A 25721-nucleotide genomic window follows, 5' to 3' on the forward strand; every position below is an offset into this window, starting at 1 on the left:
GCCATGCGAACGGCTTTGTTCACGCCGCAACCTGACACCGCGCCGCCGCGCTCGCGCCTGGTGCTGCGCCGCTGCGCCTGCGGATGCGGTGGCAAGAACGGCGGCAAGAGCGGCGGCAAGTCCGGCTGCGCGGCCTTGCCGCTGGGCGGGCGCGCGAAGACGGCGGTGCCCAACCAGGTCGAGGACGTGTTGCGCAGCCCCGGCGAGCCGCTGGCCGCCGCCGACCGCGCGGAATTCGAGCAGCGCTACGGCCACGACTTCGGCCGCGTGCGCGTCCACGCCGACGCCCGGGCCGCAGACTCGGCGCGCGCGCTGCATGCGCAGGCCTACACCGTCGGCCCGCACGTCGCCTTCGGCGCCGGACGCTATGCGCCGCGCACGCGGCAGGGCCGCGAACTGCTGGCGCATGAGCTGGCGCACGTGGTGCAGCAGCAGGCGCGCTACCGCCCCGGGCTGCCGCTGGAACTGGGCGCGGCCGACTCGCCGCTTGAAGCGCAGGCCGACCGCGCGGCGCACAACCTGTCCCAGCCCATCGCCGCGCCAGGACTGGCGCAAACCGTGCAGCGCGCCGGCATGGGCGACCTGCGCGTGGCCGAGGCCGAAGCACGCAAATGCCCCGGCACGCACACCATGCCGGACGACGTGTACGACGCGGTCAACGACGCCTGGTCCAAGTCCGGGCACGGCGGCGACACCGTGCAGGAGCACGGCGGCCGCATCGTGTCCGACAAGGACGGCAAGCGCGTCATTCGCACGGGCTCGGGCGGCGGCGGCAGCATCAGCCTGCCCGCCGAGCAAAAAGGCGACTACACCCTCGGCACGTACCACACGCATCCCTACAGCAGCTCGGAAGGATCCAAGCTGGGCGTGGCGTTTTCCGGCGCGGACGTGGCCAACTTCATGGCCGGCAACCAGGGCTGGGTCAAGTACATCGGGGCGGGTAGCTGCCATTACGCGCTGAACATCCAGGACTACGAAGCGGTGTACGACTGCCGCAAGCGCAACGTCGATTTCAAGACGCGCTGGAACGACGCCTTTGCCGCCGCCACCGGCACGTTCCAGGCCAAGGTCGAGACCGCCGTGCGGGCATCGATCGACGGTTGCGGCGTCTGCTTTTACCGCGCCTGCCGGCCCGACGCCGCCAGCGCGGTCCCCAAGAACATGAGCCTCATCTAGGAGCCGTCATGCAAGACTGGATTGGCAAGACCGTGGGAGAGGTGCTCGACCTGTGCCAGACGCGCTATGCCGACGTCACCATGGTCGACGAGCCGCCGGGCAAGCTGCGCGCCGTCGAGATCGATTGCGTGGCGCGCGTGCCGGTATCGCGCTTCGTGCTGGAGTTCGACTACCGCCCGGATCTGTTCAGCGCGGCGCGCAACTGGCCCGAATCGCTGGTGGGCGCGCAGCGCATCACCGCCGTGCGCAACGCCGCCGAGCCGCAGGCCTACCCATGAGCGGACCGCTTTCGCCCCGCCTGCTGCGCGGCGGCATCATCCTGATCGATCCGTCCAGCGGGGCGGTGCAGCGCGTGATTTCGCTGCAGTACAACCCCGAGACGCTGACGCGATCGCTGCAGCCGCAAAGTGTGGACGACGGCGGCGCGGCGGGCGAGCCGCTGCGGCTCAAGGGGCCGCCGGCCGAGACGATCCGGCTGGACGCCGAGCTGGACGCGACCGACCAGCTGGAGTTTCCGGACGAACACCGCGACGCGCGCGACACCGGCATCCACGCGCAGCTGGCGGCGCTGGAAACCATCGTCTACCCGGACAGCGCCGCGCTCATCCGCAACAACCAGATCGCGAATCTGGGCACGCTGGAGATCGCGCCCACGGTCGCGCCGCTGAGTCTCTTCGTCTGGAGCCGCGAACGCGTGGTGCCGGTGCGCGTGACCGATTTCTCGATCACCGAAGAGGCCTTCGACGCGCGCCTGAACCCGATCCGCGCCAAGGTCTCGCTGGGCCTGCGCGTGCTGCATGTCGGCGACCTGGGCTTCGGCGACAAGGGGGGCCATCTGTACCTGGTGTATCAGCAGCGCAAGGAACGGCTGGCCGCGCTGGCGGGGCTGGGCGACCTGGGCTCCGTCGGACTGGAGTCCCTGCCATGAGCGTCGAGCGCTTTCCCGCCAACAGCCGCTATCAGGGCGTGCCCACGGCTGAAATGCCGGGGCCCGACGGCCGGCCGCTCGTCTACCTGCGCCGCCGCTTCCTGCCTGACCCGGCGGCGCTTACCGCGGTCGGCGAGGTGGCCGTTGCCCCCGGCGACCGGCTGGACCGGCTGGCCGCGGCGGCGCTGGGCGATCCGCTGCAGTACTGGCGTCTGGCGGACGGCAATGACGCGCCGCGCCCGGCCGCGCTGGAGACGCCCGGCCGCAGCCTGCGCGTGACGCTGCCCGCCGCGCTGGGCGCGCCATTCAATGGCCAATTCGGAGGCGGCGATGCTTAGCGGCGTGCACCTGACGCTGCTGGTGGGGCCCGGCCTGCCCGTGCCCGCGCCGCGGCCCATCATGGACGGCCTGGAGCGCGTCGAGGTGTCGTCGTCGGCCGACGGCCCGGGGGGCTTTCAGCTGTCGTTCACCGTCAGCAACCGCTCGCCGCTGCATACGCTGCTGGTGATCGCGGGCGGCCAGGTGCCGTGGCTGCGGGTCATCCTGATCGCCACGTTGAACGGACTGCCCACCGTGCTGATGGACGGGCTGGTCACGCGCCAGGAAATCACCGACGGCAACGCGCCCGGCCAATCGCGCCTGACCGTCACGGGCGAGGACCTGACGGTGGCGATGGACAAGCAGGACATGAGCGGCCTGCCCTACCCGGCGATGCCGCCACCCGCGCGTGTCGCAGCCATCATCGGCCGCTACGCGCTCTACGGCATGCTGCCGCTCGTCGTGCCGTCGCCGTTCACCGATGTGCCGATCCCCGTCGAACGCATTCCCCTGCATGAAGGCACGGACCTGGCCTACGTGCGCCAGCTGGCCGCGGAAGTCGGCCACGTGTTCTACATCGAACCCGGGCCATTGCCCGGCGCCAACGTGGCGTACTGGGGCCCCGAAATCCGGCTGGGGCCGGTGCAGCCGGCGCTCAACCTGGGCATGGACGTGCACAGCAACGTCGAGTCGCTGTCGTTCTCGGTGAACCAGTCGGACGCCGCGCTGCCCGTCATCTTCATCCAGAACCCCCTGACCAAGTTTCCAATTCCCCTGCCGGTTCCCGACATCAGCCTGGCCAGCCCGCCGCTGGGTCTTTTGCCGCCGCTGGCCAAGGGGCTGACGCTGCTCAAGGACACGGCCAAGCTGTCGCCGGCCGCCGCGCTGGGACGCGGCCTGGCCATGGCCGCCGGCACCACCGCCGACGCGGTCACCGCCGATGGATCGCTGAACGTGCTGCGCTACGGCCACGTGCTCAAGTCGCGCCAGCTTGTGGGCGTGCGCGGCGCGGGCCTGGCGTTCGACGGCCTGTACTACGTCAAGCGGGTGGACAGCACGCTCAAGGCGGGCGAGTTCCGCCAGCAATTCTCGCTGGCCCGCAATGGCCTGATCTCGACCCTGCCTCTGGTGCCGCCATGACAGACCCCCAACGCCACTACGGCAAATTCCGCGGCGTGGTGATCAACAACGTCGACCCCATGCAGATGGGCCGCATCCAGGTTCAGGTGCCCGACGTGCTGGGCCTGGGCGTCTCAAGCTGGGCCATGCCCTGCGTGCCGTTCGCCGGCCAGCAGAGCGGCGTCTTCGTGGTGCCGCAGGTCAGTTCGGGCGTGTGGGTGGAGTTCGAACAAGGCAAGCCCGACTACCCGATCTGGGTCGGCGGATTCTGGGGCTCGGCCGCCGAAGTGCCCGCGCTGGCGCTGGCGGGGCTGCCGGTGTCGCCCAGCATCGTGCTGCAGACGGGTGGACAGAACACGCTGATGATTTCCGACCTGCCCGGCCCCACGGGCGGCATCCTGCTCAAGACCAAGACCGGCGCGATGATCTCGATCAGCGACGTGGGCATCACGCTGTCCAACGGCCAGGGCGCGACCGTGATGCTTGCCGGTCCGGCCGTCAACATCAACCAGGGCGCCCTGACGGTGACCTGACTTTGAATCACAGGAGGCGCAGCCATGCCCGGACCCTTGCTGCATCTAGGCGCCACCGTGCAGTGTTCGCACGGCGGCCAGGCCGTTCCCCTGTCGCCCAACCCGCGCGTGCTGTTGTCGGGCCAGCCGGCCGTGACCATCCTGTCGACGTATTCGATCGCGGGATGCGCCTTTCCGCCCCCGCCCTCGGGCAATGGCCCCTGCGTCACCGGCATGTGGTTAAGCGGCGCGACACGTGTGCTGATCGGCGGACAGCCGGTCGCGCTGCAGGCCGGCGCGTCGATCTGCACGCCCACCGGCACGCCCATGCTGGCGCTGCAGGCGCAGGCACGCGTCGTGGGCATGTAAGGCGCACCGCCATGGCCATCCTGCGCTTTCCGTTCGAGCCCGACGCGCGCGGCCGCAGCCGCGATGCCGATGACGCCGAGCACGTGCGCGACATGATCGAACAGGTGCTGTTCACGGTGCCCGGCGAACGCGTCAACCGGCCGGACTTCGGCTGCGGTCTGCTGCAACTGGTGTTCGCGCCCAACAGCGACACGCTGGCCGCCGCCGTGCAGATGAGCGTGCAGGGTGCGCTGCAGCAGTGGCTGGGCGAGCGCATCGCGGTGGAGTCCGTCAACGTCGCGCATCGCGATGCCACCCTGCAGGTGGACGTGCAGTACGTGCTGCGCCGGGGCCAGCAACGGCGGCTGGCGCGCTTTACCCGGGACGTGCCATGAACCGCCAGTTCCGCAGCGCCACCCCCCGCCGCCTGCAACTGCTGCGCGCCCAGCAGCCGCCCGGCGACAACGGCATCGCCTTCGTCGAGATCGATGCGGCCGACCAGCGCACGCTGCGCGTGGTGTGCGTGCATCCGGTGTCCGGCATCGGCCGCACCCACGTGCGCATCGAAGGCGGCACGCGCATCCGCGGCATTGCGCTGGCTGCTGACCCGGTGCTGTCGGGCAACGAGATCCGGCTGAGCGTGGACAAGGCCGGCGACTTCTCGTGGTACACGCTGGCGCTGGTGAACCCCGCCGATCCCGACGCGCCCGCGCCGGGCTTTGACCTGTGCCTGTCCACCATCGAGATCAACTTCAAGGCCGGATGCCCGTCGGAATTCGACTGCGCCGATATGCGCGCGTGCGACGCGCCCGCCCCGCCCGAGCCGCTGCTCGATTACCTGGCCAAGGACTACGAAAGCTTCCGGCGGCTGATGCTGGACCGCCTGTCGCAAAGCATGCCCGACTTCACCGAGCGCAATCCCGCGGATTTCACCGTGGCGCTGGTGGAAACGCTGGCCTATGCCGCCGACCACCTGTCGTACGCGCAGGACGCCGCCGCCACCGAGGCGTACCTGGACACCGCGCGCCGCCGAACCTCATTGCGCCGTCATGCGCGCCTCTTGGACTATCCCTTGCATGACGGCTGCAACGCGCGGGTCTTCGTCACTGTCCAAGCCCACGCGGCGGGCGAAGGCAAGGTCATCCCGGCCGGCACGCCGCTATTGACCAGTTCCCCGGAAGCCGCGCTTGCGGCCCCCGTGCGCCGCCGCGATGCGCTGGACAGGCTGCCCGCGCCCGGCATCGAAGTGTTCGAGACGCTGCACGACCTGCTGTTGCACACCGCGCACAGCCGCATCTTTCTGCATGACTTCGCCGACCCGGCGTACTGCCTGCCGCGCGGCCGGACGCAGGCGGCGCTGGTGAACGATCCGCCGCTGGCGCTTGCGCCCGGCGACGTGCTGGTGTTCGAAGAGACGATAGACCCGTTGACGGGCCGCAAGGCCGATGCGGACCGCACGCATCGCCACGCCGTGCGCCTGACCGAAACGCGCACCGGCCGCGACGACCTGACCGGCACCGACCTGCTGCTGATCGCCTGGCATCCGGACGATGCGCTGCCGTTCCCGCTGTGCGTGAGCCAGGAGTTCGACGAGGGCGGCGCGCTGGTCAAGCGCGCGGTATCGGTGGCGCGGGGCAACGTGGTCCTCGCCGATCACGGCATGCAGCGCGATTGGACGCCGTTGCAGCCGGACGCCGCGACGGCGCGCGATGCGTTTGCCGCGCGGCCCTATCGGCCGCGCCTGCCAGACGCCGGCCTCGCCTGCGCCGAGCCCTACCGGCATGCGCTTGCCGTGGCGGGGCCGCTGCCCGCCAGCGCGGCGCTGGCCCAGGACCCGCGCCGCGCGCTGCCCAGCGGCATGTCGCTGCAGGCCGACGACGCCGATCAGCCCGGCGACGTGCCTGCGCCGGCCAGCCCGCCGTGGTCGCCCCAGCGCAGCCTGCTGGCCAGCGCGCGCGACGCGCGCGAATTCGTCGTCGAGATGGAACACGACGGCGCGGCCTGGCTGCGCTTTGGCGACAACCGCTATGGCGCCGCGCCCGCGCCCGGCGAACGCCTGCTGGCGCGGTATCGGCTGGGCGGCGGTCCGCAAGGCAACGTGGGCGCGGAAGCCATCGGCGCGCTGGTCACCGACGATCCGGACCTGATGCTGGGCGTGGCGCGCGTGCGCAATCCCCTGCCCGCGCAGGGCGGCGCGGCGCCGGAGCCGGCCGATGCGATCAAGCTCAACGCGCCCGAGGCCTTCCGGGTGCAGGAGCGCGCGGTCACCGCGGACGACTATGCGCGGCTGGCGCAGCGCCATCCGCAGGTGCAGCGCGCGGCGGCCCGCCTGCGTTGGACGGGCAGCTGGCACACCGTCTTCCTGACCGTGGACCGGCGCGGCGGGCTGGCCGTCGATGCGCCGTTTCGCGCCGCGCTGCGCGCCTTCATGGAACGCTTCCGGCTGGCCGGCCAGGACCTGGAGTTTTCGGACCCGGTGCATGTGCCGCTGGACATCCTGGTGCGCGTCTGCGCCGCGCCCGGCCACTTCGCCGCGGACGTTAAGGCGGCGCTGCGCGATGCTTTCACCGCGGGCCTGGACCGCGCGGGCCGGCCGGGCTTCTTTCATCCCGACCGATACACCTTCGGCACGCCGCTGGCGCTGTCGGCGCTGATGCGCGCCGTCATGGCCGTGCCGGGCGTGGCGTCGGCGCGGGCAGAACGCTTTCAGCGCTGGGGCCGCGACCCGGCGGGCGAACTGGACACTGGCCGTCTGCTGGCCGCGCCGCTGGAAGTGCTGCGCGCCGACGGCGATCCGAATTTCCCGGAGAACGGCCGCATCGACTTCATCGTGGAGGGCGGATCATGACGACTCGCGACGACTGCGGCTGCTGCGCCGGGCAGCCCGCGCTCACGCCGTCGGACCTGGCCAATCCGCCCGGCCAGCCCGCCTTGCGCCTGCGCATCGGCACGCATGGCCGCTTTCTTGCCAGCCTGACGGCGGATCTGGCGCGCTCGCCGGCCCTGGCGGCGCTGACGACGCGCGACCGCGATGACCCCGTCATTGCCCTGTTCGACGCCTGGGCGGCGGTGCTGGACGTGCTGGCGTTCTATCAGGAGCGGATCGGCAACGAGGGCTACCTGCGGACCGCGACCGAGCGCCGGTCGGTGCAGTCGCTGGCGCGGGCCATCGGCTACGAACTGCGGCCAGGCGTGGCGGCGACGACCTGGCTGGCGTTCTCGCTGGAAACCGCGCCGGGCGCGCCCCCGCGCGCCCGCATCGAGCCCTGGACGCGCGCGCAAAGCGTGCCCGCGCAGGACGAACGCGCGCAGACCTTCGAAACCCTGCAGGCCGTCGAGGCGCGCGCCGCCTGGAACGCGCTGGAACTGGCGTGGCTGGAACCGGCGCCCCCGCGCTTTGGCGCGCGCACGCTGTGCCTGGCCGGCGCGGCCACGCGCCTGAAGGCCGGCGACGCCGTGCTCGTCGTCGGCGATGAGCGCGCGCGCGATCCGGGCAACGAGAATTGGGACTTCCGCCGCCTGACACAGGTCCGCGAATACACGCCCGGTCCGGGCGAAGACGGCGCGCCCGCCTATACGCTGATCTCGCTGGAGCGGGGCCTGGGCAGCGCCGCGCCACATGTGCAGCCCGCAGGGCGCAACCCGCGCTGCTTCGCGCTGCGCGCGCAGGCCCGCCTGTTCGGCTACAACGCGCCCGATTGGCGCGCCATGCCCGCCACGCTGCGCGCGGCTTACCTGGGCATGGCCGACGACGCCAAGCCGTCATTCAGCCAGTTTCCGCAGTGGCCGGGCTATACGCTGGCCGAGGTGTCCGATCCGCCCGGCGCCAGCGGCCCCGGCACCGGGCTGTACGGCGAGTATTACCGTGGCCGCACGTTCAGCCAGCGCGTGATGACCCGCACCGATCCGCAACTGGATTTTCATTGGGCCGCGGGCGGCCCCGGCGACGGCGTGCCCGCGGACAACTTCTGCGTGCGCTGGACGGGCTGGGTGCGCGCCCCGGACAGCGGCAGCTACACCTTTCACGTCACGGCCGACGATGGCGTGCGGCTGTGGGTGGACGGCAACCTGCTCATCGACCAGTGGCGCGAACAATCTCCCACCGAATACAGCGCCAGCGCGCGGCTCGCGGCGGGGCGCAAGCACGACATCCGCATCGAATACTACGAGGCGGGCGGCGACGCCACCTTCGTGCTGGCGTGGTCCGGACCGGGCCTGGCGCGCCAGACGATTCCCGCGGCCAGCCTGTACCCGGGCGACGTGCACGGCGTGCACCTGGACGCCTCCTATCCCAAATGGGTGGCCGGCGGCTGGACCGTACTGTCGATGCCGGGCTATGAAGAGCTGTACCGCATTGCCGACGCGGGCCCCGACGCGCGCACGGGCTTTGCGCTGGCGGGACCGACCACGCGCCTCACGCTGCGGGGCGAGCGTGTGCGCGAGCAGTTCAACGACGCCCTGCGCGAGACCACGGCCTACGGCGAATCCGACCCGCTGGACTGGGGCGTGCGTCCGGCCTCGGGGCTGACGCAAGGCCACACGCTGGTGCTGGCGTCGTATGAGCCCGACCTGCCGCAAGACCGCATGCTGGCGGTGTCGGGCCTGATCCTGACCGACACCGATGCCGCCAACGTTGCGCCGCGCGAGCGGCTGCTGCGCGGCGACGCCGTGGCCAACGTGCGCGTGGCGCGTGACCGCGCAAGCGCCGACCTGGAATTCGAGGATGGCGCGCGCGCCACCGTCACGCTGGCCGACGCCAGCGACATCGTGCGCATCCAACGCAACGACAGCGCTGGCGGCCGCACGACGCTCGTGCTGGACGCCGACCTGGCGCACGCCTATCTGCCCGCCACGGTGCGCATCAACGCCAACGTCGCGCCCGCCAGCCACGGCGACAGCCGCCAGATGCGCATCCAGCCGGAGGTGCTGGGCAGCGGCGCCGGCAACCGCGCCTTCCAGCGCTTCACGCTGCAGCAAAAGCCCTTGACGTTCGTGCCCGCGCCCACCGCCAGCGGCGCGGCGAGCAGCCTGGAAGTCCGCGTGGACGGCCTGCTGTGGGACGAGGCGCCGCGCATCACCGCGCTGGCGCCGGACGACCGCGCGTATCTGCTGCGGGTGGACGACAGCGGCGGGGCCACCGTGCAGTTCGGCGACGGCCTGCATGGCGCGCGTCTGCCGTCCGGATCGGGCAACGTCCAGGCGCGTTATCGCGTGGGCCTGGGCCGCGAAGGCAATGTCGCGCGCGGCCAGCTGAGCGTGCTGCTCACGCGCGCGCCCGGCGTCAAGGCGGTCGTCAATCCCGCGCCCGCGACCGGCGGCGTGGACCCCGAAGCGGGCGACGCCGCCCGCCGCAATGCGCCGCTGCGGGTACGCACGCTGGACCGCATCGTGTCGCTGCGCGACTTCGAGGATTTCGCCGCCGCCTTTACCGGTATCGGCAAGGCGCAGGCGGTATGGCAGTGGGACGGCGAGCAACGGCTCGTGCACCTGACCGTCGCGGGCGAAGATGGCGCCGCGCTGGATCCGGCCGGCGCGTTGTATCGCAACCTGCTCGCGGCCATCGACGCGGCGCGCCCGCCCTACCAGCCGCTGAAGGTGGCGCCGTGCCGCTACCTGGACTTCGGCCTGCGGGCGGGCCTGGGCATCGATCCGCGCTTTGAAGCGGCGACCGTCTTGGTCGCTGCCCGCGCGCGCGTCCTGGACGCCTTCGGCTTTGCCGCGCGGGCGTTCGGCCAGCCGGTGCACGGCGCCGAGGTGCTTGCCGTCTTGCAGGACGTGCCGGGCGTCGCGTGGGTCGATCTGGACGCACTGGTGCTCCACGCCGGCCTGGACGGCGCGGGCGCGCGGCGCAGCAACGGTCCGGACGCCCTGCTACCGGCGCGCACCGCGCGTTGGCAACAGGGCGCCCTGCAGCCTGCCGAGCTGCTGCGCCCGGATCCCGCCGCCATCGACTTGTCGGAGCGCACATGAACACCCGCCTGGATGCCGATGCCCTGATGGCCCTCTTGCCGGCGTTCTACCGCGAACGCGACGCCGCCGCCGGCGGGCCGCTGCGCGCGCTGCTGGACGTGCTGGCGCGCCAGGGCGCGCTGGTGGACGCCGACGTGGACCGGCTCTACGACAACTGGTTCATCGAAACCTGCGAGGACTGGGTGGTGCCTTATCTGGGCGACCTGCTCGGCGTGCGCGCGCTGTATCCTGTGGGCGCCGCCTTTTCGCCGCGGGCGCTGGTGGCCAACACGCTGCGGCTGCGCCGCCGCAAAGGCACGGCGCTGGTGCTGGAAGAATTGGCGGCCAACGCCACCGGCTGGCCAAGCCGTGTGTCCGAGTGCTTCGAGCGCGTGGCCACCACGCAGCACGTCAATCACCCGCGCGCGCACGCGCTGCGCACGCCCGACCTGCGCGATTCGCGCGCCATGGAACGTGTCGACGGCCCCTTCGGCGCCGAGCTGCACACCGCGCACGTGCGCGCGCTGCCGGCCGGACGCTACAACCTGCCCAACGTCGCACTCTTTCTTTGGCGGTTGCAGTCGTACACCGTGCAGCGCGGCGACGCGGCGCGCGCCACCACGCACGACGGCTTCTACACTATCGATCCGCTGGGCCGCGACCAGCCCCTTTTCAACCGGCCGCGCACCGAGACCGACATCGACCACCTGGCCGAGCCGATCAACGTGCCCGAACCGCTGTCCTGGCGCGACCTGCATGCGGAACTGCAAGCGCGCCGCCAGGCCCTGACCGATGGCGACGCGCCCCCGCAAGGCTGGTTTGCCGACAGCGCCGCCGGCCCCGTCGTGCAGGTGTGGCTGGACGGCCAGCCGGTTCCCGCCGAGCATCTGGTGATCTGCAATCTTGCGCCCATCCCCGGCGTCGCTCCCGAAGCATGGCGCCGGCCCGACGCCGCCCTGCTGTTCAAGTCGCGCAAGCCCGGGCGGCCGGACCGCAGCTTTCCCGGCGCGGGCGGCGTGCTGGTCGGCCTGGATCCGCACCGCGGTCGGCTGGCCCTGCCGCCGGGCGTCACCGCGCAATCGGTGCAGGTGCGCTATGCCTACGGCTTTCCCGGCGACATCGGCGCGGGCCCCTACGCCCGCAGCACGACCGACGGCGATGACGCGGATGATGACGCGGAGGGGGCGTTCGACAACGCGTTCGACACCCTCCTGCGCGTGCCCTCGGCGGCCACGCCCACGCTGACGGCGGCGCTGGCCGCGGTGCTGGCGGGCCAGCGCGTGCGCATCGTGATCGACCACGACGGCACCGAGACCATTGCCCCGGATCTCGTGCTGCCCGACACGCGGTTGTCGATCGAGGCCGCGCCGCTGCGCCGTCCCGTGCTGCAAGGCGATTGGCGCGTGCGCGGCAACGCCAGCACCCGCATCCGGCTCGACGGGCTGCTTCTGGATGGCCGACTGCGGCTGGAAGGCGCGCTGCGCGCCGTTGCGCTGCGTCACTGCACGCTGGTGCCGGCGCGCGGCGGCGTGCGTCACACGGGCGCCGCGCCCGAACTGGAGCTGCGCCTGACGCGCTGCATCTGCGGGCCCGTGCGCTGCGCATCGCCGCTTGCGTCGGTGGAGATCGACGCAAGCCTCATCGATGCGCAAGGCAGCGCCGCGGCCGCGGTCGATGTGGACGACAGCGCCCTGCGCATCCTGGCCTGCACGCTGTTCGGGCGCGTGGCCGCCGGACGGCTGGACGCGTCCAACACGTTGTTCGGCGGCACGCTTGCCATCAACCGCCGGCAAGAGGGCTGCGTGCGCTATTGCCACGTGCCCATGCCGTCCGTCACGCCGCGCCGCTACCGCTGCCAGCCCGATCTGGCCATGCAAGACCTGACCGGCGCGGCCGCCAAGCGCGCGGCGGCGCGTGTCGCCCCGTCGTTCACCGCCACCACGTTCGGCTCACCGTCGTATGGCCAACTGGCCCGCAGTTGCGCGGCCGAGATCCGCGAGGGCGCGGACAATGGCGCCGAGATGGGCGCCTGGAATTTCCTGCTGCAGGCCCAGCGCGAAGCCAATCTGCGCCAGGCGCTGGACGAGTATCTGCGCTTCGGCCTCGAAGCGGGATTGATCCCTGTGAACTGAGCCCTCTGTCTTCGGGAACAACATCATGAAAGCCGATCTCAGCCGCCTCACCTTCGACCCCGCCCGGCGCTACCGGGCCGTCCGCATGCAGCAGGGCCGCGTGCAGATGGATTCGGACTGGAATGAGCAGCAGGACATCCTGAACCGGCGCATCGAAACCGAAACGGCGGACACCGTGGGCCCCGTGGGCGTGCCGCTGGCCGCACCCGGCTTCGCACTGGCGCCTGCCGGCAAGGACCTGTCGCTGTCGGCAGGCCGCCTGTATCTGGACGGCCTGCTTTGCGAGAACCCGCAGCCCGCCACCGTGGCCAGGCAGCCCGACATGCCCCCGACGGCATCGCCCGTGCTGCCCGCCGGCGCGTCCGTCCTGCCGCTGCCGCCGCCTGCGCTGACGCCCGCCGACATCGACGGCATCGTCGTCTTCGGCGCGGGCGGCCAGACCGCCCCGCCGCCCGAAGGCCTGTACCTGGCGTATCTGGAAGCGTGGCAGCGCCACCTGGGTACGCTGGACCTGCCAGCCGGCGACACCAGCATGCGCGAAGTCGCGCTGGGCGGCCCCGACACCGCCACCCGCGAAAAGTCGGTGTGGCAGGTCAAGCTGATGCAGGTGGGCGCGCCGGACGCCGCCCTGACCTGCCTGTCCGCGCTGCCCGCGTGGGACGCCCTGACCGCCGCGCCCGACGCCCGCATGGCGGCGCGCGCCGAGGCCAGCGTGCCGCCCAAGACGCCGTGCCAGCTGCCGCCCGACGCCGGCTACCGCCTGCTGGAAAACCATCTGTACCGCATCGAGATCCACCAGGACGGCGCGGGCGCGGGCAAGGCGCGCTACAAGTGGTCGCGCGAAAACGGCAGCATCCTGTCGCGCGTCGTGCGCTGGCTGAACGATCCCGTGGCCAACGAGTTCGAAGTCGCCAGCATCGGCCGCGACGACGTGCTGGCCATCACCGCGGGCTGCTGGGTGGAGTTTCTGGACGACACGCACGAATTGCTGGGACAGCCGGGGCCGCTGGCGCAGGTCGTGCGCACCGACGGCAACACGGTCACGATCGATGCGGCCAGCCTGATCGGCCACGCGCTGGACGCCGCCCGCTTTCCGGCCAACCCGCGCGTGCGCCGCTGGGACGGCGTTGCGGAAATCACGCCCGCGCCCATCAACAGCGCCAACGCGGGCTGGGTGGAACTGGAACAGGACGGCATTGAGATCAAGTTTTCGCCCGGACGCCTGCGCGTGGGCGACTATTGGCTCATTCCCGCGCGCACCGCCACCGCGTCGATCGAATGGCCGCAACTGCCCGACGGCAAACCCGCCTTCATCGCGGCCGCGGGCGTGCTGCGCGCGTTCGCACGATTGGCGCTGCTGCGCTGGCAGGCCGGCGCGTGGACCGCCGTCAGCGACTGCCGCCCGCTCTTTCCCGCGTTGACGGAACTGACGCAGCTTTACTACGCGGGCGGCGACGGCCAGAGCGTCAAGCCCAACCCCGCGATGACGCCGGACGTGGTGGCGTTGCCGTCGGAACTGCGCGCGGGCGTGGCCAATGGCAGCCTGCCGGTGGCGGGCGCCGTCGTGCGCTTTACCGTGGACGCTGGCCGGCTGCCGAATGGCGCCGCCACCCAGGACGTGACGACGGGCGCCGACGGCATCGCGTCGATTGCCTGGTCGCTTGCGTGCGACGCCGCCCGTCCCGTGCAACGCGCCACCGCGCAATTGCTGCGGGCGGGCCAACCCGCGCCCGACCACTATCTGCCGCTGCGCTACACCGCCACCCTCGCCCTCGCCGCCGAGGTCGCCTACGACCCGAGCCGCTGCGCGGACCTGCTCGCGGAACAGGCCTATTCGGTGCAGGAGGCGCTGGACGCGCTGTGCCGGCGCACGCACGGCGGCGGCTGCTGCCTGACCGTCGGCCCGGCGGGCGATTTCCCGACACTGGACAAGGCGCTGCGCACGCTCATCGGCCAGGACCGCATCGACATCTGCCTGTGCCTGACGCCGGGCGAGCACAAGCTGGACGACGACCTCATCATCAAGGGGCCGCGTGTGCGCCTGATGCTGCATGGCTGCGGACCGGCCAGCCGGCTGATGCTGGACGAGCGCCTCTTCAGCCTGGATGGCTTTGCCAGCGTGTCCGTGGCCGACCTCGCGATCGCGCGCCGCGGACAGCCGGGCGCCATCGCCTTCAACCAATGCGCCGACCTGCGGCTATCGCGCGTCGATTGCACGGGTCCGGCTGGCCCCGGCAACAGCCTGGTGCGCGTCGACGGCAGCCGGCGCGTGCACATCGAGGCGTGCCGCCTGTATGCCGCCGGCCGCGGCGCCGCCGAACGGCTTGACCAGCTCTTTACCCGCGCGCCGACGCTGGCCGCGCTGAAGCGGGCGCTGGCGCCCGATGCGCTGCTGGACGATGACGACAATCGCGCCGCCCTGGCGCTGTCGCGCCAACCCATGGACGCGCGCAAGGCAATGACCGCCGAGATCGCGGCCTTGCTACGCGCGGGCGCCGCCGGCAATGCGTTGACGATGACGCCGCGCGTCCAGGCGGCGCTGACCACGCTGGCCACGCAGGTCGGCCGCGAGACGCCGGTGGCCAAGCGCCTGCGCCCCGCCATCGCCGCGCTGGCCGCCGCACTGCTGGCCGATCCGCAGTCGTGCGCGCTGGCGCTGCTGGATAACGACGCGGACACGACCGTGCGCGACAACCGCCTGCGCGGCGGCATTGCGCTCTTTGCGGAATCAGGGGATTTTCCGGAATTGACGACGGACCAATTGAAGCTGCTGGGCGGCGGCATCCGCACCGGCAAGATGGTGCCGGAAGGCGACGGCACGCTGACCCTGCAAAGCAATCACCTGCCCAGCATGCGGCTGGGCGCCGAGGCCGCGCGCGCCATGCTCACCATCATCCAGACCGGCGGCGAGTTTGCCGCGTGGCGCTGCCTGCGCGCCGCCGACAACGCGCTGGAGGCCTACAGCCACTTTCCGGCGTTCGACGCGGCAGTGACGGGCAACAACCTCCTGACCAACGGCGACGCGGGCGCGCTTATCGCCACGCAGGCCAAGGTGATCGGCAACTTCGCCCACGACGATTTCCGGTTGTTCGTGTCAGGCGCCAATCCGGAAAGCCTGGCGAACGGCGGGTTGAACGTGGTGACGGTGTGAGCGTGGACGGCGGCGTCGTCACCACTGCATCGAGGCGCCGACCCCGGCCGTGGGCCCGCCCGAGGCAATGCCCACGCCGGCCTTGACCTTGACGCGGTCATTGACGCGCGCCGACGCGCCGACCGCGACGGCCTGGTAGCCGCGATACGTGGCCGCGCCGATGCCGAGCGCGAACCGCTTGCCGGGGTCGACTTCCGGCACCATGGTCAGCGCCGTCGTGGCGGCGATGCCCGAGTAAGCATTGCGCGCCACTTCGTCAATGGCGCGGTTGGTCTGGTCGATGCGGTTGTCCAGCCGGGCCAGGCCTTCGCGGTTGCGCTGCACGCCGGTGTCCAGCGAACCCAGCGCGTCGCCGACGTTGTAATACGTCTGGCCGTCAAGCTGATACGACGGACCGGTAACGGCGCCGGTGGCAGCATCGATATGCGCGCCGCCACCCAGGCTGGCCACGACGGGATTGAGTTGTCCCACATTCACGGCATCGGTGACTTGCGTACCCGCGGCGACGTGGGTGACCTGCCGTTCGGCGCCTTGCGCCCCCATGGACACCGTGTTTGCGCGGTCGGCCACCGAGCCCGCGCCCAGCGCGACGCTATTTGCCGCGGTGGCCGAGGCGTTGGCGCCGATTGCCACGCCGTTGGACGCGGTGACGGTGGCGTTGGCGCCGACCGCTGCGCCCAATGTGCCCGCGCCGACCACGGCGTCGTCGCTGCCATCGTTGGCGCCATCCGCCCGCACGTAGGCGTTGGCGGCATTGAGCTGACCGACCTGTTGGGAAATTGCGTAGAGCTGGCTGCCGTTCACGGCGTCGGTGCTGGTTGCCGAGATGACGCCATTGGCCACGCCCGTGACGGTGCGCGAGCCGTCCGTGCCAGCCATGTCGATCACATTGCCGCCCTTGCTGGCGGCCACGGTGATGGCGCCGCTGACCGGGTCCTGCCGGACCAGGCCGACCTCGCCGTTGTTGAGGCTGGTGGTCAGCGTGTTCAGCGTGGCCGTGTTCTGCGCGACCGCTGTGCCCAACGTCGTGATGGTCGCGCTATTGGACTGCACTTGCAGATTGGTCGCGTACAGCTGCGAGCCATTCACGGCGTCAAGGCTGGTGGAAGACAACACGCCCGCGCCCACCTGGGTGATCCGGTTTCCGTTCATGTTGACGGTGTTCAGCATGGAGATGCCGTTCTCGCCCTTCAATTCCAGGGTGCCATTGTCGTACCCGGTAATCCTGGCCGTCGATCCGGCGAAGCCTGCCCCGGTGCCGAGGGTATGACTGTTGTTCAGGGAGAACGCCTCGCCGAGATTGCTACAGAACAGGCTGGTTGCGGGGCTTTGATGCGCATTTACGGTGATCCCGGCCGCGGTGACGGGATTGCACAGCTGCAACTCCCCATCCGCGCGGACGGCCGGCGCCCAAACCAGGCTGACGGTGCCGGCCAGCAGTAGCGCTACCGCAGATAGGGTGAGACGCCTGCCGCTTCTGTGGCAGCGTCGACGGTGCAAACGGGCGGCGTGCTGCACGCCCCCCAGAATGATGTGGGTTTCTTTGAAGGCGATGGAGAGATCGAGGTTCATGGCGTATATCCCGCGCAATCGCGCAGTCGTTATGAAATATTCAACGCAAGGAAATCCACCTAACTCATTGAGAGATAAGCGAATTTTCTTTCAATCTACCGACCCACCGAAACCCGAACCATCGAAGTTTTCTTATATTGAGATACAGCATTACGACAAATATCAATAATCCCCAAAGCCGTCGCATTCCCATATACGAAATGCAGATAGCGCCGCGTCAGAGCGCCGCAATAACCCGACATGCAAATGACAGGTTCGGCCCTCTACAATGCCGCTGTTGCATCGCAGCATTCCGCCATTCCTCTTCTGTAGTCTCCATGTCCCATACCGTTTCCGCGCAGCACCGGCCCGCCCTGGTGCTGCTGGCGCTTGCCATTGGCAGTTTCGCGATCGGCACCACCGAATTCGCGACGATGAGCCTGCTTCCGTATTTCTCGCAGTCGCTGGGCATCGATGCCCCCACCGCCGGCCACGTGATCAGCGCCTACGCGCTGGGCGTGGTGGTCGGCGCGCCGATCCTTGCGGTGCTGGGCGCGCGCATGCCGCGCCGCCGGTTGCTGATCGCCCTGATGGGCCTCTTTGCCATCGGCAACGGCCTGAGCGCCATCGCGCCCAACTATCACTGGATGCTGTTCTTCCGCTTTCTGAGCGGCCTGCCGCACGGCGCCTACTTCGGCATCGCCTCGCTGGTGGCCAGTTCCATGGTGCCGGCCAACCGCCGCACCGTGGCCGTGGGCCGCGTGTTCCTGGGCCTGACGGTGGCCACCATCATCGGCGTGCCGATGGCCAACTGGCTGGGCCAGGTCATCGGCTGGCGCTGGAGCTTCGGCCTGGTGTCGCTGCTGGCGGTGCTGACCATGCTGAGCGTGCGCGCGTACGCCCCGGACACGGCCGCCGATCCGCACGCCAGCCCGCTGCGCGAACTGAGCGCGCTGGGCCGCGGCCAGGTCTGGATCACGCTGGCGATTGGCGCCGTCGGATTCGGCGGTCTGTTTTCCATCTACACCTACCTCGCGGACACGCTGACCGCCGTCACCCAGGTGTCGCCCGCGACCGTGCCGCTGGTGCTGAGCGCCTTCGGCGTCGGCCTGACCGTGGGCAACATGGTCGTGCCGGTCTTTGCCGATCGCGCCGTCATGCGCACGGCCGGCCTGCTGCTCTTGTGGTCGGCCGTGGTGCTGGCCCTCTTTCCGCTGATGGCCCACAACGTCTGGCTGATCACGCTGAACGTGTTCCTGGTGGGGGTCGGTGGCGCGCTGGGCACCGTGTTGCAGACACGCCTGATGGACGTCTCGGGCGACGCCCAGGGGCTGGCCGCCGCGCTCAACCATTCGGCCTTCAACACCGCCAACGCGCTGGGCCCGTTCCTGGGCGGCCTTGCCATCGCGGCCGGGTTCGGCTGGACCTCCACCGGCTGGGTGGGCAGCCTGCTTGCCATAGCCAGCATGCCGCTGTGGCTATGGGCCGTGATGCTGGAACGCCGGGCGCGCACCGCGCGGGCGGACAAGCTGGTCGTCAGCACTGAATCGGCCCGCTGAACACGTCCCCCATTTCACGGAAGGTGTCTGACACCCAACGAGAACGACGTCATCCTGCAACGTCGTCTCAAGGGTGTCAGACACCTTCCTAAAACGTCCCCCATTTGGCCTGTCACAAACCGTCGGCCCCGCGCCACACCGGGCAAGCGCCTATTGCAGCCCGCGTTCACGTCGCAGCTATACTTTCCGCACTCTTTACCACTTCAAGACGCGCTGCACCTACCGACATGCAGCGCTTTTTTTATGCCCGCTTTGACTGCCTTGCTGCGCCCGCTGTGCCAGGTGCTCTGCTGCCTGGCCGTAGCCCTCCTTTCCAACCAGGCCTGGGCCGCTCCCCCGACGCTAGCCCAGTGCCACGGGATCAAGGACCTGGCCTTCGTCGCCCATCTGGATGACGACCTGCTTTTCATGAACCCGGACGTCGCCTCCAACATCGAGGCGGGCGGCTGCGTGCGCGTCGTCTATCTGACCGCCAGCGACGCGGGCGAAGGCGAAGGCTACATGCTGGGCCGCGAGCGCGGCGTGCGCGCCGCCTACGCCTACATGGCGCGCGAACCCGACGCCTGGAAGGAAGACACCGGCATCGTCGCGGGCCGCCAGATCGCGCGCTTCACGCTGCAGGGCAATCCGCGCGTGCAGCTCTGGCACATGCGGCTGAAAGACCCGTGGCTGGGCAAGGGCTGGGGCAGCCTGACGCCGCTGAGCCGCACCGAATCCGAACCCGGCCAGAACGTGGACACACTGGGACCGCACGCCGAGGTCTATACCCGCGAACAACTCGTCGACACGCTGGCCGAGATGATCCGCCAGTACGGCCCCACCACGGTGCGCCACCTGGACGACACGATCAGCGTGCCCTACACCCAGCTGTGCTGGCGCTGCGCCGGCCACGGCCACCCCGACCACATCGCCAGCGCGCGGCTCGCCCGCGAAGCCATGGTGCGCGCGCCCGGCAACTACGCCGAGACGGGATACATCGATTACCCCAGCCAGGAACGCGCCACCAATCTTGCCGACGCGGAAATCGCCAGCAAGTCCGTGATCTTTCAGCACTACGCCTGGAACGACTACCACTATTGCGCCGGCCCCACCGGCTGCAAGGAACCGGCCGGCCCCGCCGCCGCGTGGGTCCAGCGCGCCTACTACGTGTCGCGTCAGGACGTCGCGCCGCAGGTGTACCCGGACGGGCGCGGCGGACTCGTCGTGTTCGCCGCAGGCGAAACCAATGCGGCCGTCAACAGCTGGGATTCGGCCGAAAAGCGCTGGCACACGCTGGGCGGACGCACCACCGGCCCCGTGGTCTCGTTTGCCCATGCCGACGGCACCGCCGGCCTGATGGCGCGCGATCCGCTGGGCGGCGTATGGGCCAACAAGCAGCGCCATGACGGCACGTGGCAGGGCTGGCAGGCGCTGGGCGGTTTGCGCGTTACGCAGATCCCGGCGGTGGCGCCCCGTGGCGAAGCCGCCGCCGTCGCGCTGGGTTATGACGGGCTGCTGCACTGGATCAGCCCGTCCGGCATCGACGGCAGCTGGAGCACGTGGCAGGCGCTTCCGCCGCTAGAGGGCGTTACCGGCTCGCCGGCCGCCGCCCGCGGCGCCGACGGACGCTATGTGGTCTTCGCCGTTGCCGCCAAGGGCGAGCTTTTCTATACCCGCCAGCTGCCTGCCGCCAAGGGCCACCGGTCGGAATGGCAAGGCTGGCGCCGCGTGGCCGCCCCGCAAGCCGCCGGCGGCCTGGCTGCCATCCGCAACCACGAAAACCGGGTCGAGCTTTATTTCCGGCAACGCGCCAACAACCATCTGACCAAACTGGTGGAAGCGGGCGACACCACCGACCTGGACATGGACTGGAGCGCGCCGGCGGACTTGGGCGTGCCCTTCATCGGCCGACCGGCCATTCAGGCCGATACCGCCGGCAACGTCGTGCTTGCCATTCTGGAGCGCTCGGGGGGACACCTCTGGCTGCTCGAACACGGCAAGCTCGCCAAGATGGATGCCGAAGCGGCATCGCCGCCCGCCATCAGCCTCATCGACGGCGCGCTGTATGTGGTCGCCCGCGCCGCCGGCGCGCCGCAGCGCTACGAGGTGCTTTCGCGCCGCGGCGGCACGTGGTCCGCCAGCCTGACGCTGGACGGCGTGCCCGCCACCGGCGGCGGCCCGTTCGCGTCCGTGGCGGCGCGGCCGGCCGATCTGCCCAACCTGGGCGCGGCCAGCGCCGGCAAGGCCGTGGTTGTGCGCCCGTCCGTGTCCGAACCGGATGCGCTGACGGTTGAGCGCATGCCCGCGCAGACCTCACGCGTGGCCACGCCAACACGCGTGCAGTGACAAGGCGGGCGCGACGCGCGGGCACGCCGCTTGCTGCCCTCCGGGCGTTACAACCGGAGGATTCAACCATGTCAGACGACCTGAGCAAGCGCGGCCCGCAGGACCGCTCCCGGATCAATGTGAACGAACCGCATGAGCTGCGCTACTGGACCCAGGCGCTTGGCGTCACCGAGGCCCAACTGCGCGAGGCGGTCAAGGCCGTGGGACCATCGGCTACCGCGGTGCGCGAACATCTCGGTAAATAGCCGGACCCGGGGCCCGTGCTCGGGCCCCGGCAAGCCGTGATTGGCAGACGCGGCCCATCCGGCCAGATGCCGCGCGGGACATAGCCGTTCAAGCGGCCATCTTTCCGCACATGTCGGCGCATTCTCGGCACGTGCGCGCACAGTCGGCCATGCCGTCCATGCCCTCGCAACTGGCCGCGCAGTCATCGCAAATTGCGGCGCAGGCGCCGCAAACCACCTTGTGGTTTTCAACGCCCACCAGCATCGCATGCGCGGCGGTGCGGCATATCTCGCTGCACCCCATCATCAGCCTGAAGTGGTGAGGCTCGACGTGCTCGCCGCCGGCCTCCAGGCAATGGCTTATGGCGGTCTTCACACACATGCGATAACAGGCCAGGCAGCTATCGATGCAGCGTTCCATATCGTTCATTTCGGCAGTCATGTCGGCTCCTTGCGTGGTGGCAATGCTTGCGGGTCAGCACACGGCGTTCCCACAAGGGCGCACATCCAGGGGGCCGGCAGCGTTCCCGCCATTACCCAGCCTTCCGTTGCGATTTTCGCGCCAGGAACGGCGCCATGTAGCGGCGCGGCTCATCGGTAATGAACGCCTCGCCGAAGGCCTCCACGCTGCGGTCCAGACCGGCCTGGAGCGAGGACTCGGTCCAATAGCGCAGCAAGGCCTTCTGCGAGCGCACCGCTGCCGGCCCGCTGGCCGTGATCGCCGCGACGGTGCGTTCGACCAGCGCGTCCAGCTCGCCGGCCTGGCACAGGAATTCCAGGAAGCCCCAGTCCCGCGCCTGCGCGGCGTCCACTGTTTCACCGGTCAGCAGCAGCCAGTTGGTCGGACCCTGACCGATGAGCGCGGGCAGCAGCACCGCATGGATCACCGAGGGAATGCCGACGCGCACTTCAGGCATACCGAACACGCCGTCCGCCGAACCCAGGCGGATGTCGCAGGCGGCCGCCAGCTCCATGCCGGCGCCCAGACAGAATCCCGGCAACCGTGCGATGGTCGGCACCGGGATATCCGCCACGGCGTCGCACAGGTCGCGCAGCCGCGTGATGAACGCGCGCGCGCTCTGCGGGTCCAGCTCGGCCATCTCATGGATGTTGGCGCCGCCCACGAAGGTCTTGTCGCCCGTGCCGCGGATGACCACCGCGCGCGCGTCGTCCTGCGCCGCAACCCAGCGCGCGGCCTCGGTCAGGCCAAGCGTCACGGCCGAGGCCAGGATGTTCAGACTCTTGGCGTCGTAGATCTGCAGGGTGTAGACGCCGCGCGAATCGCGGGTCACGCGGGCGTGGGGGAACGTGGGGATGGGCGCAGTCATGAAGTCTCCGGCTAGAAATGTTTGCCGTCGATGCTGCCGGCGGCTTTGGATGACAATAAACCTCTCGTACACTTGCCGCATGCTACGCATCGACAACCTCAGCAAGCGCTACGGCGACCATATCGTGTTCCAGGGCCTCTCGCACGCCTTCGCGCCGGGCTGCGTGGCGCTCTGCGAAGAAGACAGCACCGGAAAATCCAGTCTGCTGGGCATCATTGCCGGCGCGCTGGCGCCCGATAGCGGCGACGTCCTCATCGACGGGCACTCGCTGCGCGACGCGCCGCTTGCGGCGCAGTCCCGTCTGGCCTATGTGCCGGACAACTGCATGGCATTTCCCGAGCAGACGGGCCGCGGCCTGCTGCAGCAGGTGGCGGCAGCCAAGCACGTTGCGCTGGACGACGCCGTGCTGGACCTGGCCCATCGGCTGGGATTGGAGCCGCATCTGGACAAGCGTTTCGAGCAGATGTCCACGGGCACGCGGCGCAAGGTCTACCTGACGGCCGCCGCGCTGGGTGACCCGGCGGTTGTCGTGGCCGACGGTCCCAGCAACGGGCTGGATGCCCAGGCGCGCGGCGTGTTGGCCGACGTCTTCAAAACCTGGGCGCAGACGCGCGTCGTGCTGTTCGCCAGCCATGACCCCGAACTGGTGCAGGCGTGCGGCGCCCGCACCGTCAACGTGGCCGACCTGCGCTGAGCAACCGGTTGCCCGGCGCTGCCGTCAAAAGCGGATGGTCACCCCCGCAATTGGCCCCTGCAGCACCACGTCGTATTTGAAGCCGTTGCGCTCGTAGTCCACGCCCATTGCCCGGTACCCGACCGTCGCCGACACCGATTTGTTGAAGCTGTAGCCCACGCCAAGACCGAGGTCCCAGTCCGCCTGCGCGCCCCCGGCGCCGATCATGCCCCAGCCCGTCAGATAGGCCTTGGGATGAAAGTTGTAGGTGCCTCGCACGCCCACCATGGCATCCACCCACGTCGCGCTGTCGCTGCGCTTGCGTCCGTCAGCAAACCGCCCCTTGAACGTGATGTCCGTGTCCACCGACCACACCCGCAACCCTGCGACCACGTCCAGGCTGTGTTCGGACCGGTCCAGCACGGAATAGCCCCCGCCGATCAGGCCGGTGAACGACGTGCTCTTCACGTCCGCACCGGAGGCAAGGATGCCTCTCGGCGTGTCGCCTTGCGCGCCCACCTTCACGTACAGCAGGTCGCCAATGATGCTATAGCGCCCCTTGCGCGCGTCGCCCATCAGCATGGCGGCAAAGTCCAGGTTGTCGAAGATCTTGTCGAAGCTGGCGCTGATGTCGACCGTCGGCAGGCGCCCATGCGTGACTTTTCCCGACAGCGCCGGCGCCCACAGATACGGCGAGACCGAGAATTGCCATTCGTCGGAAACCGCAGCGTCCAGCACGGGCGCTGGCGTCGTCTCGGCCGCGTCGGCGGCCCCTAATGGCAACGCCGCGCATGCCAGGCAGACAGTGATGTGCTTTCTCATCGCGAGATCCCCGAGGCCCGAAGGCATGTCAAAAAAAGGGCGCGGCGCCCCGCCCAAACGCGGGGCGCGTCATGCCGCCATGACCGCGTCAGCTCACCCGCCGCACCGGCGGCACCGTCCACGACCCGTTGATGATCGACGGGTCGCTTTCGTTGGGCCAATACAGGCGCATCATCAGGATGAATCGGCCCTTGGGCGCCGGCAGCCAGTTCGATTCCAGCTCGGGGCCCGGCGATTCGTTCTGGATCAACAGATCGATCGTGCCGTCGGGTTTTCGCTTGAGCGGCTGGCGTTCGCTGATGGAATAGCGATTCAGCGGGTTATCAACGAAGAAGTAGTTCTGGTCATACATGGTCAATGACCAGAACCCCGACACGGGCGGCGTCAGGCCTTTCTTGAACGTCAGCACGTACTTTTCGGACCCGTTGTATTCGCGCAGGATCGCCCCGTTGGACGACCGCAACGAGGTCGGGTAGATGGCGTCTTGCGGCCGGTTCGCACCCAGCCCGATGGCGGTGACCAAGGCCCGTTGCAGGTAGTTGGTGCCGTAGATCCCCGTCTTGGTCGTAAAGCCCCACCCGTCGATATGCTGGATGTCGCCATCGGTGGACCGGAAATGCGCCATGATCCGCGCGAATCCCGTCTCGGGCACCCGCCTGGCAAAATCGGCAGGCAACTTGGACTTGTCGAAATCCTGCCCAGGCACGATGCCGATGGTGGCCATTTTTTCCACCATGGGCGCGTCCGCCGCGGTCGGCGGATTGCGCTTGAGCAACTGCGCAAACAACGCAAAGTACTCGTGGGCATCCATGTTGTTGACCTGGTCGCGCACCGGCGTCTTCATGTCGATGGCCGGATCCACCTTGCCCTGCGGCGCTGTCCACGCCTTGCCCCAGCCGCTCAGCGGCGCGATCTTCACCTGGTCCTGCAGCTTGTGCACTTCTGCATAGTCCTCCGGCGTGCCCGTGCAATAGATGCGGCCCAGCAGCCAGACGATGCTCGTGGGCGACTTGTATTGCTTCATGCCCTGCGGCACGGCGCCTTCCCAGCCCGGCCCCGTCACGACGAAGGTCTGCGCGCCGGTGCCCGTCGTGCGCTTGCCCGGCACGTCGAACACGGTTGTCCATCCATCCAGCAGCGGAAACAGCGCGTAGCGGCCGTTCATGTCGGGCAGGCTGATGACCCAGGGCTCGTCGCCGACATCGAAAAAGGCGGTGGTGTACAGGGTGTCGGCGTTCGGCGCCGTCACGTCGCGGAACTTGGCGTCCGGATACTCGCGCAGCTTGATGAGCTGGCCCATCGGGGCGCGCGTGCCTTTAGGCTCGGCGACGTTGGTGATCACCCGGCGGGTCATCTCCATGGTCACCAGCGGGTAGGCGTAGATGTAGGCTTCGGTGGCCAGGACGAAACGGTCGTCGGCTTCCGGCAGGTTTGCCACCAGCCCTTCGGAGGCGGCTGCCGAGGCCCGGAACGCCGGTCCCAGCGATCCTGCAGCCAGCAGGGCCAATCCCCCTGCGTTCAGTTTGCGGCGAGTTAGCTTCATTGTTATCGCTCCAATGGATGGGTCTGACGAAGGTCACTTCGGGGACTTCCAACAAGCACGACG

At 69.8% G+C, this 25721-nt stretch carries 20 protein-coding genes and 1 pseudogene; 16 read left to right on the forward strand and 5 right to left on the reverse strand.

Annotated features, from left to right (window positions below):
• Positions 1-3: 3 nt before the first annotated feature.
• From KVT32_RS19240 to KVT32_RS19295, 12 genes are read left to right on the forward strand one after another with little or no spacing between them, the layout of a single operon-like run.
• Positions 4-1176, forward strand: a complete 1173-nt coding sequence (locus KVT32_RS19240; RefSeq protein WP_217618715.1) for a DUF4157 domain-containing protein — start codon at positions 4-6, stop codon at positions 1174-1176.
• A gap of 8 nt (positions 1177-1184) precedes the next feature.
• Positions 1185-1454 (forward strand): hypothetical protein, encoded by a 270-nt coding sequence (locus tag KVT32_RS19245; protein WP_056326128.1) that lies wholly within the window; start codon positions 1185-1187, stop codon positions 1452-1454.
• Positions 1451-2104: a hypothetical protein gene (locus KVT32_RS19250; RefSeq protein ID WP_056326125.1), complete on the forward strand. Its 654-nt coding sequence runs from the start codon at positions 1451-1453 to the stop codon at positions 2102-2104. Before KVT32_RS19245 ends, KVT32_RS19250 begins: the two co-directional genes overlap by 4 nt.
• Entirely contained in the window at positions 2101-2442 is a 342-nt protein-coding gene (locus tag KVT32_RS19255) for a LysM domain-containing protein (RefSeq protein WP_152382446.1), read from the forward strand. Before KVT32_RS19250 ends, KVT32_RS19255 begins: the two co-directional genes overlap by 4 nt.
• Entirely contained in the window at positions 2414-3562 is a 1149-nt protein-coding gene (locus KVT32_RS19260) for a hypothetical protein (protein WP_227741290.1), read from the forward strand. Before KVT32_RS19255 ends, KVT32_RS19260 begins: the two co-directional genes overlap by 29 nt.
• A complete protein-coding gene (locus KVT32_RS19265; RefSeq protein WP_056326117.1) occupies positions 3559-4074 on the forward strand; it encodes a phage baseplate assembly protein V in 516 nt (171 codons plus the stop codon). The genes KVT32_RS19260 and KVT32_RS19265 overlap by 4 nt, the downstream gene beginning before the upstream one ends.
• 24 nt (positions 4075-4098) lie before the next feature.
• Positions 4099-4422, forward strand: a complete 324-nt coding sequence (locus KVT32_RS19270; RefSeq protein ID WP_217618716.1) for a DUF4280 domain-containing protein — start codon at positions 4099-4101, stop codon at positions 4420-4422.
• A gap of 11 nt (positions 4423-4433) precedes the next feature.
• Positions 4434-4796 (forward strand): GPW/gp25 family protein, encoded by a 363-nt coding sequence (locus KVT32_RS19275; RefSeq protein WP_152382448.1) that lies wholly within the window; start codon positions 4434-4436, stop codon positions 4794-4796.
• On the forward strand, positions 4793-7249 hold the full coding sequence (locus KVT32_RS19280; protein ID WP_217618717.1) for a putative baseplate assembly protein: 2457 nt from the start codon (positions 4793-4795) through the stop codon (positions 7247-7249). Before KVT32_RS19275 ends, KVT32_RS19280 begins: the two co-directional genes overlap by 4 nt.
• Positions 7246-10371 carry a putative baseplate assembly protein gene (locus KVT32_RS19285; protein WP_217618718.1) on the forward strand — a complete coding sequence of 1042 codons (3126 nt, stop codon included), beginning with the start codon at positions 7246-7248 and terminating at the stop codon, positions 10369-10371. Before KVT32_RS19280 ends, KVT32_RS19285 begins: the two co-directional genes overlap by 4 nt.
• A complete protein-coding gene (locus KVT32_RS19290) occupies positions 10368-12482 on the forward strand; it encodes a phage tail protein (protein WP_217618719.1) in 2115 nt (704 codons plus the stop codon). Before KVT32_RS19285 ends, KVT32_RS19290 begins: the two co-directional genes overlap by 4 nt.
• Before the next feature lie 25 nt (positions 12483-12507).
• Positions 12508-15633 (forward strand): DUF6519 domain-containing protein, encoded by a 3126-nt coding sequence (locus KVT32_RS19295; RefSeq protein WP_217618720.1) that lies wholly within the window; start codon positions 12508-12510, stop codon positions 15631-15633.
• 18 nt (positions 15634-15651) lie between these two features.
• Here the strand turns inward: KVT32_RS19295 and KVT32_RS19300 are convergent.
• Positions 15652-16761 (reverse strand): annotated as a pseudogene (locus KVT32_RS19300) (YadA family autotransporter adhesin); the annotation flags it as partial.
• A 761-nt stretch (positions 16762-17522) separates the two neighbouring features.
• Between KVT32_RS19300 and KVT32_RS19305 the strand changes: the two are divergent.
• The 3 genes from KVT32_RS19305 to KVT32_RS19315 all read left to right on the forward strand — a co-directional run bounded on the left by KVT32_RS19305 (position 17523) and on the right by KVT32_RS19315 (position 21313).
• Entirely contained in the window at positions 17523-18743 is a 1221-nt protein-coding gene (locus tag KVT32_RS19305; protein ID WP_128828473.1) for an MFS transporter, read from the forward strand.
• Between the two features lie 243 nt (positions 18744-18986).
• Positions 18987-21068: a PIG-L family deacetylase gene (locus KVT32_RS19310; protein WP_217618722.1), complete on the forward strand. Its 2082-nt coding sequence runs from the start codon at positions 18987-18989 to the stop codon at positions 21066-21068.
• A 68-nt stretch (positions 21069-21136) separates the two neighbouring features.
• Positions 21137-21313, forward strand: coding sequence for a DUF3606 domain-containing protein (locus KVT32_RS19315; protein WP_081100949.1), 177 nt, complete (start codon positions 21137-21139; stop codon positions 21311-21313).
• Between the two features lie 88 nt (positions 21314-21401).
• Here the strand turns inward: KVT32_RS19315 and KVT32_RS19320 are convergent, their stop codons facing one another.
• Both KVT32_RS19320 and KVT32_RS19325 read right to left on the reverse strand, forming a co-directional pair.
• Entirely contained in the window at positions 21402-21734 is a 333-nt protein-coding gene (locus KVT32_RS19320; RefSeq protein WP_217618723.1) for a four-helix bundle copper-binding protein, read from the reverse strand.
• Positions 21735-21825: 91 nt separating this feature from the next.
• On the reverse strand, positions 21826-22620 hold the full coding sequence (locus tag KVT32_RS19325) for an enoyl-CoA hydratase (protein ID WP_217618724.1): 795 nt from the start codon (positions 22618-22620) through the stop codon (positions 21826-21828).
• A 79-nt stretch (positions 22621-22699) separates the two neighbouring features.
• Between KVT32_RS19325 and KVT32_RS19330 the strand changes: the two genes are divergently transcribed.
• Positions 22700-23314: an ATP-binding cassette domain-containing protein gene (locus KVT32_RS19330; protein ID WP_217618737.1), complete on the forward strand. Its 615-nt coding sequence runs from the start codon at positions 22700-22702 to the stop codon at positions 23312-23314.
• A 24-nt stretch (positions 23315-23338) separates the two neighbouring features.
• Here KVT32_RS19330 and KVT32_RS19335 read toward each other — a convergent pair whose 3' ends face one another.
• On the reverse strand, positions 23339-24115 hold the full coding sequence (locus KVT32_RS19335; RefSeq protein ID WP_217618725.1) for a hypothetical protein: 777 nt from the start codon (positions 24113-24115) through the stop codon (positions 23339-23341).
• A gap of 88 nt (positions 24116-24203) precedes the next feature.
• Positions 24204-25658, reverse strand: a complete 1455-nt coding sequence (locus tag KVT32_RS19340) for a DUF1254 domain-containing protein (RefSeq protein ID WP_152382460.1) — start codon at positions 25656-25658, stop codon at positions 24204-24206.
• Positions 25659-25721 lie beyond the last annotated feature (63 nt).

The organism is Achromobacter sp. GbtcB20 (genome assembly GCF_019091095.1).
GTDB classification, from domain to species: Bacteria; Pseudomonadota; Gammaproteobacteria; order Burkholderiales; family Burkholderiaceae_B; genus Achromobacter; species Achromobacter mucicolens.

Coding starts and splice junctions, on each gene's coding strand:
- KVT32_RS19240 (WP_217618715.1), top strand. CDS start 4: ATGCGAACGGCTTTGTTCACGCCGCAACCTGACACCGCGCCGCCGCGC.
- KVT32_RS19245 (WP_056326128.1), top strand. CDS start 1,185: ATGCAAGACTGGATTGGCAAGACCGTGGGAGAGGTGCTCGACCTGTGC.
- KVT32_RS19250 (WP_056326125.1), top strand. CDS start 1,451: ATGAGCGGACCGCTTTCGCCCCGCCTGCTGCGCGGCGGCATCATCCTG.
- KVT32_RS19255 (WP_152382446.1), top strand. CDS start 2,101: ATGAGCGTCGAGCGCTTTCCCGCCAACAGCCGCTATCAGGGCGTGCCC.
- KVT32_RS19260 (WP_227741290.1), top strand. CDS start 2,414: ATGGCCAATTCGGAGGCGGCGATGCTTAGCGGCGTGCACCTGACGCTG.
- KVT32_RS19265 (WP_056326117.1), top strand. CDS start 3,559: ATGACAGACCCCCAACGCCACTACGGCAAATTCCGCGGCGTGGTGATC.
- KVT32_RS19270 (WP_217618716.1), top strand. CDS start 4,099: ATGCCCGGACCCTTGCTGCATCTAGGCGCCACCGTGCAGTGTTCGCAC.
- KVT32_RS19275 (WP_152382448.1), top strand. CDS start 4,434: ATGGCCATCCTGCGCTTTCCGTTCGAGCCCGACGCGCGCGGCCGCAGC.
- KVT32_RS19280 (WP_217618717.1), top strand. CDS start 4,793: ATGAACCGCCAGTTCCGCAGCGCCACCCCCCGCCGCCTGCAACTGCTG.
- KVT32_RS19285 (WP_217618718.1), top strand. CDS start 7,246: ATGACGACTCGCGACGACTGCGGCTGCTGCGCCGGGCAGCCCGCGCTC.
- KVT32_RS19290 (WP_217618719.1), top strand. CDS start 10,368: ATGAACACCCGCCTGGATGCCGATGCCCTGATGGCCCTCTTGCCGGCG.
- KVT32_RS19295 (WP_217618720.1), top strand. CDS start 12,508: ATGAAAGCCGATCTCAGCCGCCTCACCTTCGACCCCGCCCGGCGCTAC.
- KVT32_RS19305 (WP_128828473.1), top strand. CDS start 17,523: ATGTCCCATACCGTTTCCGCGCAGCACCGGCCCGCCCTGGTGCTGCTG.
- KVT32_RS19310 (WP_217618722.1), top strand. CDS start 18,987: ATGCCCGCTTTGACTGCCTTGCTGCGCCCGCTGTGCCAGGTGCTCTGC.
- KVT32_RS19315 (WP_081100949.1), top strand. CDS start 21,137: ATGTCAGACGACCTGAGCAAGCGCGGCCCGCAGGACCGCTCCCGGATC.
- KVT32_RS19320 (WP_217618723.1), bottom strand. CDS start 21,734: ATGACTGCCGAAATGAACGATATGGAACGCTGCATCGATAGCTGCCTG.
- KVT32_RS19325 (WP_217618724.1), bottom strand. CDS start 22,620: ATGACTGCGCCCATCCCCACGTTCCCCCACGCCCGCGTGACCCGCGAT.
- KVT32_RS19330 (WP_217618737.1), top strand. CDS start 22,700: ATGCTACGCATCGACAACCTCAGCAAGCGCTACGGCGACCATATCGTG.
- KVT32_RS19335 (WP_217618725.1), bottom strand. CDS start 24,115: ATGAGAAAGCACATCACTGTCTGCCTGGCATGCGCGGCGTTGCCATTA.
- KVT32_RS19340 (WP_152382460.1), bottom strand. CDS start 25,658: ATGAAGCTAACTCGCCGCAAACTGAACGCAGGGGGATTGGCCCTGCTG.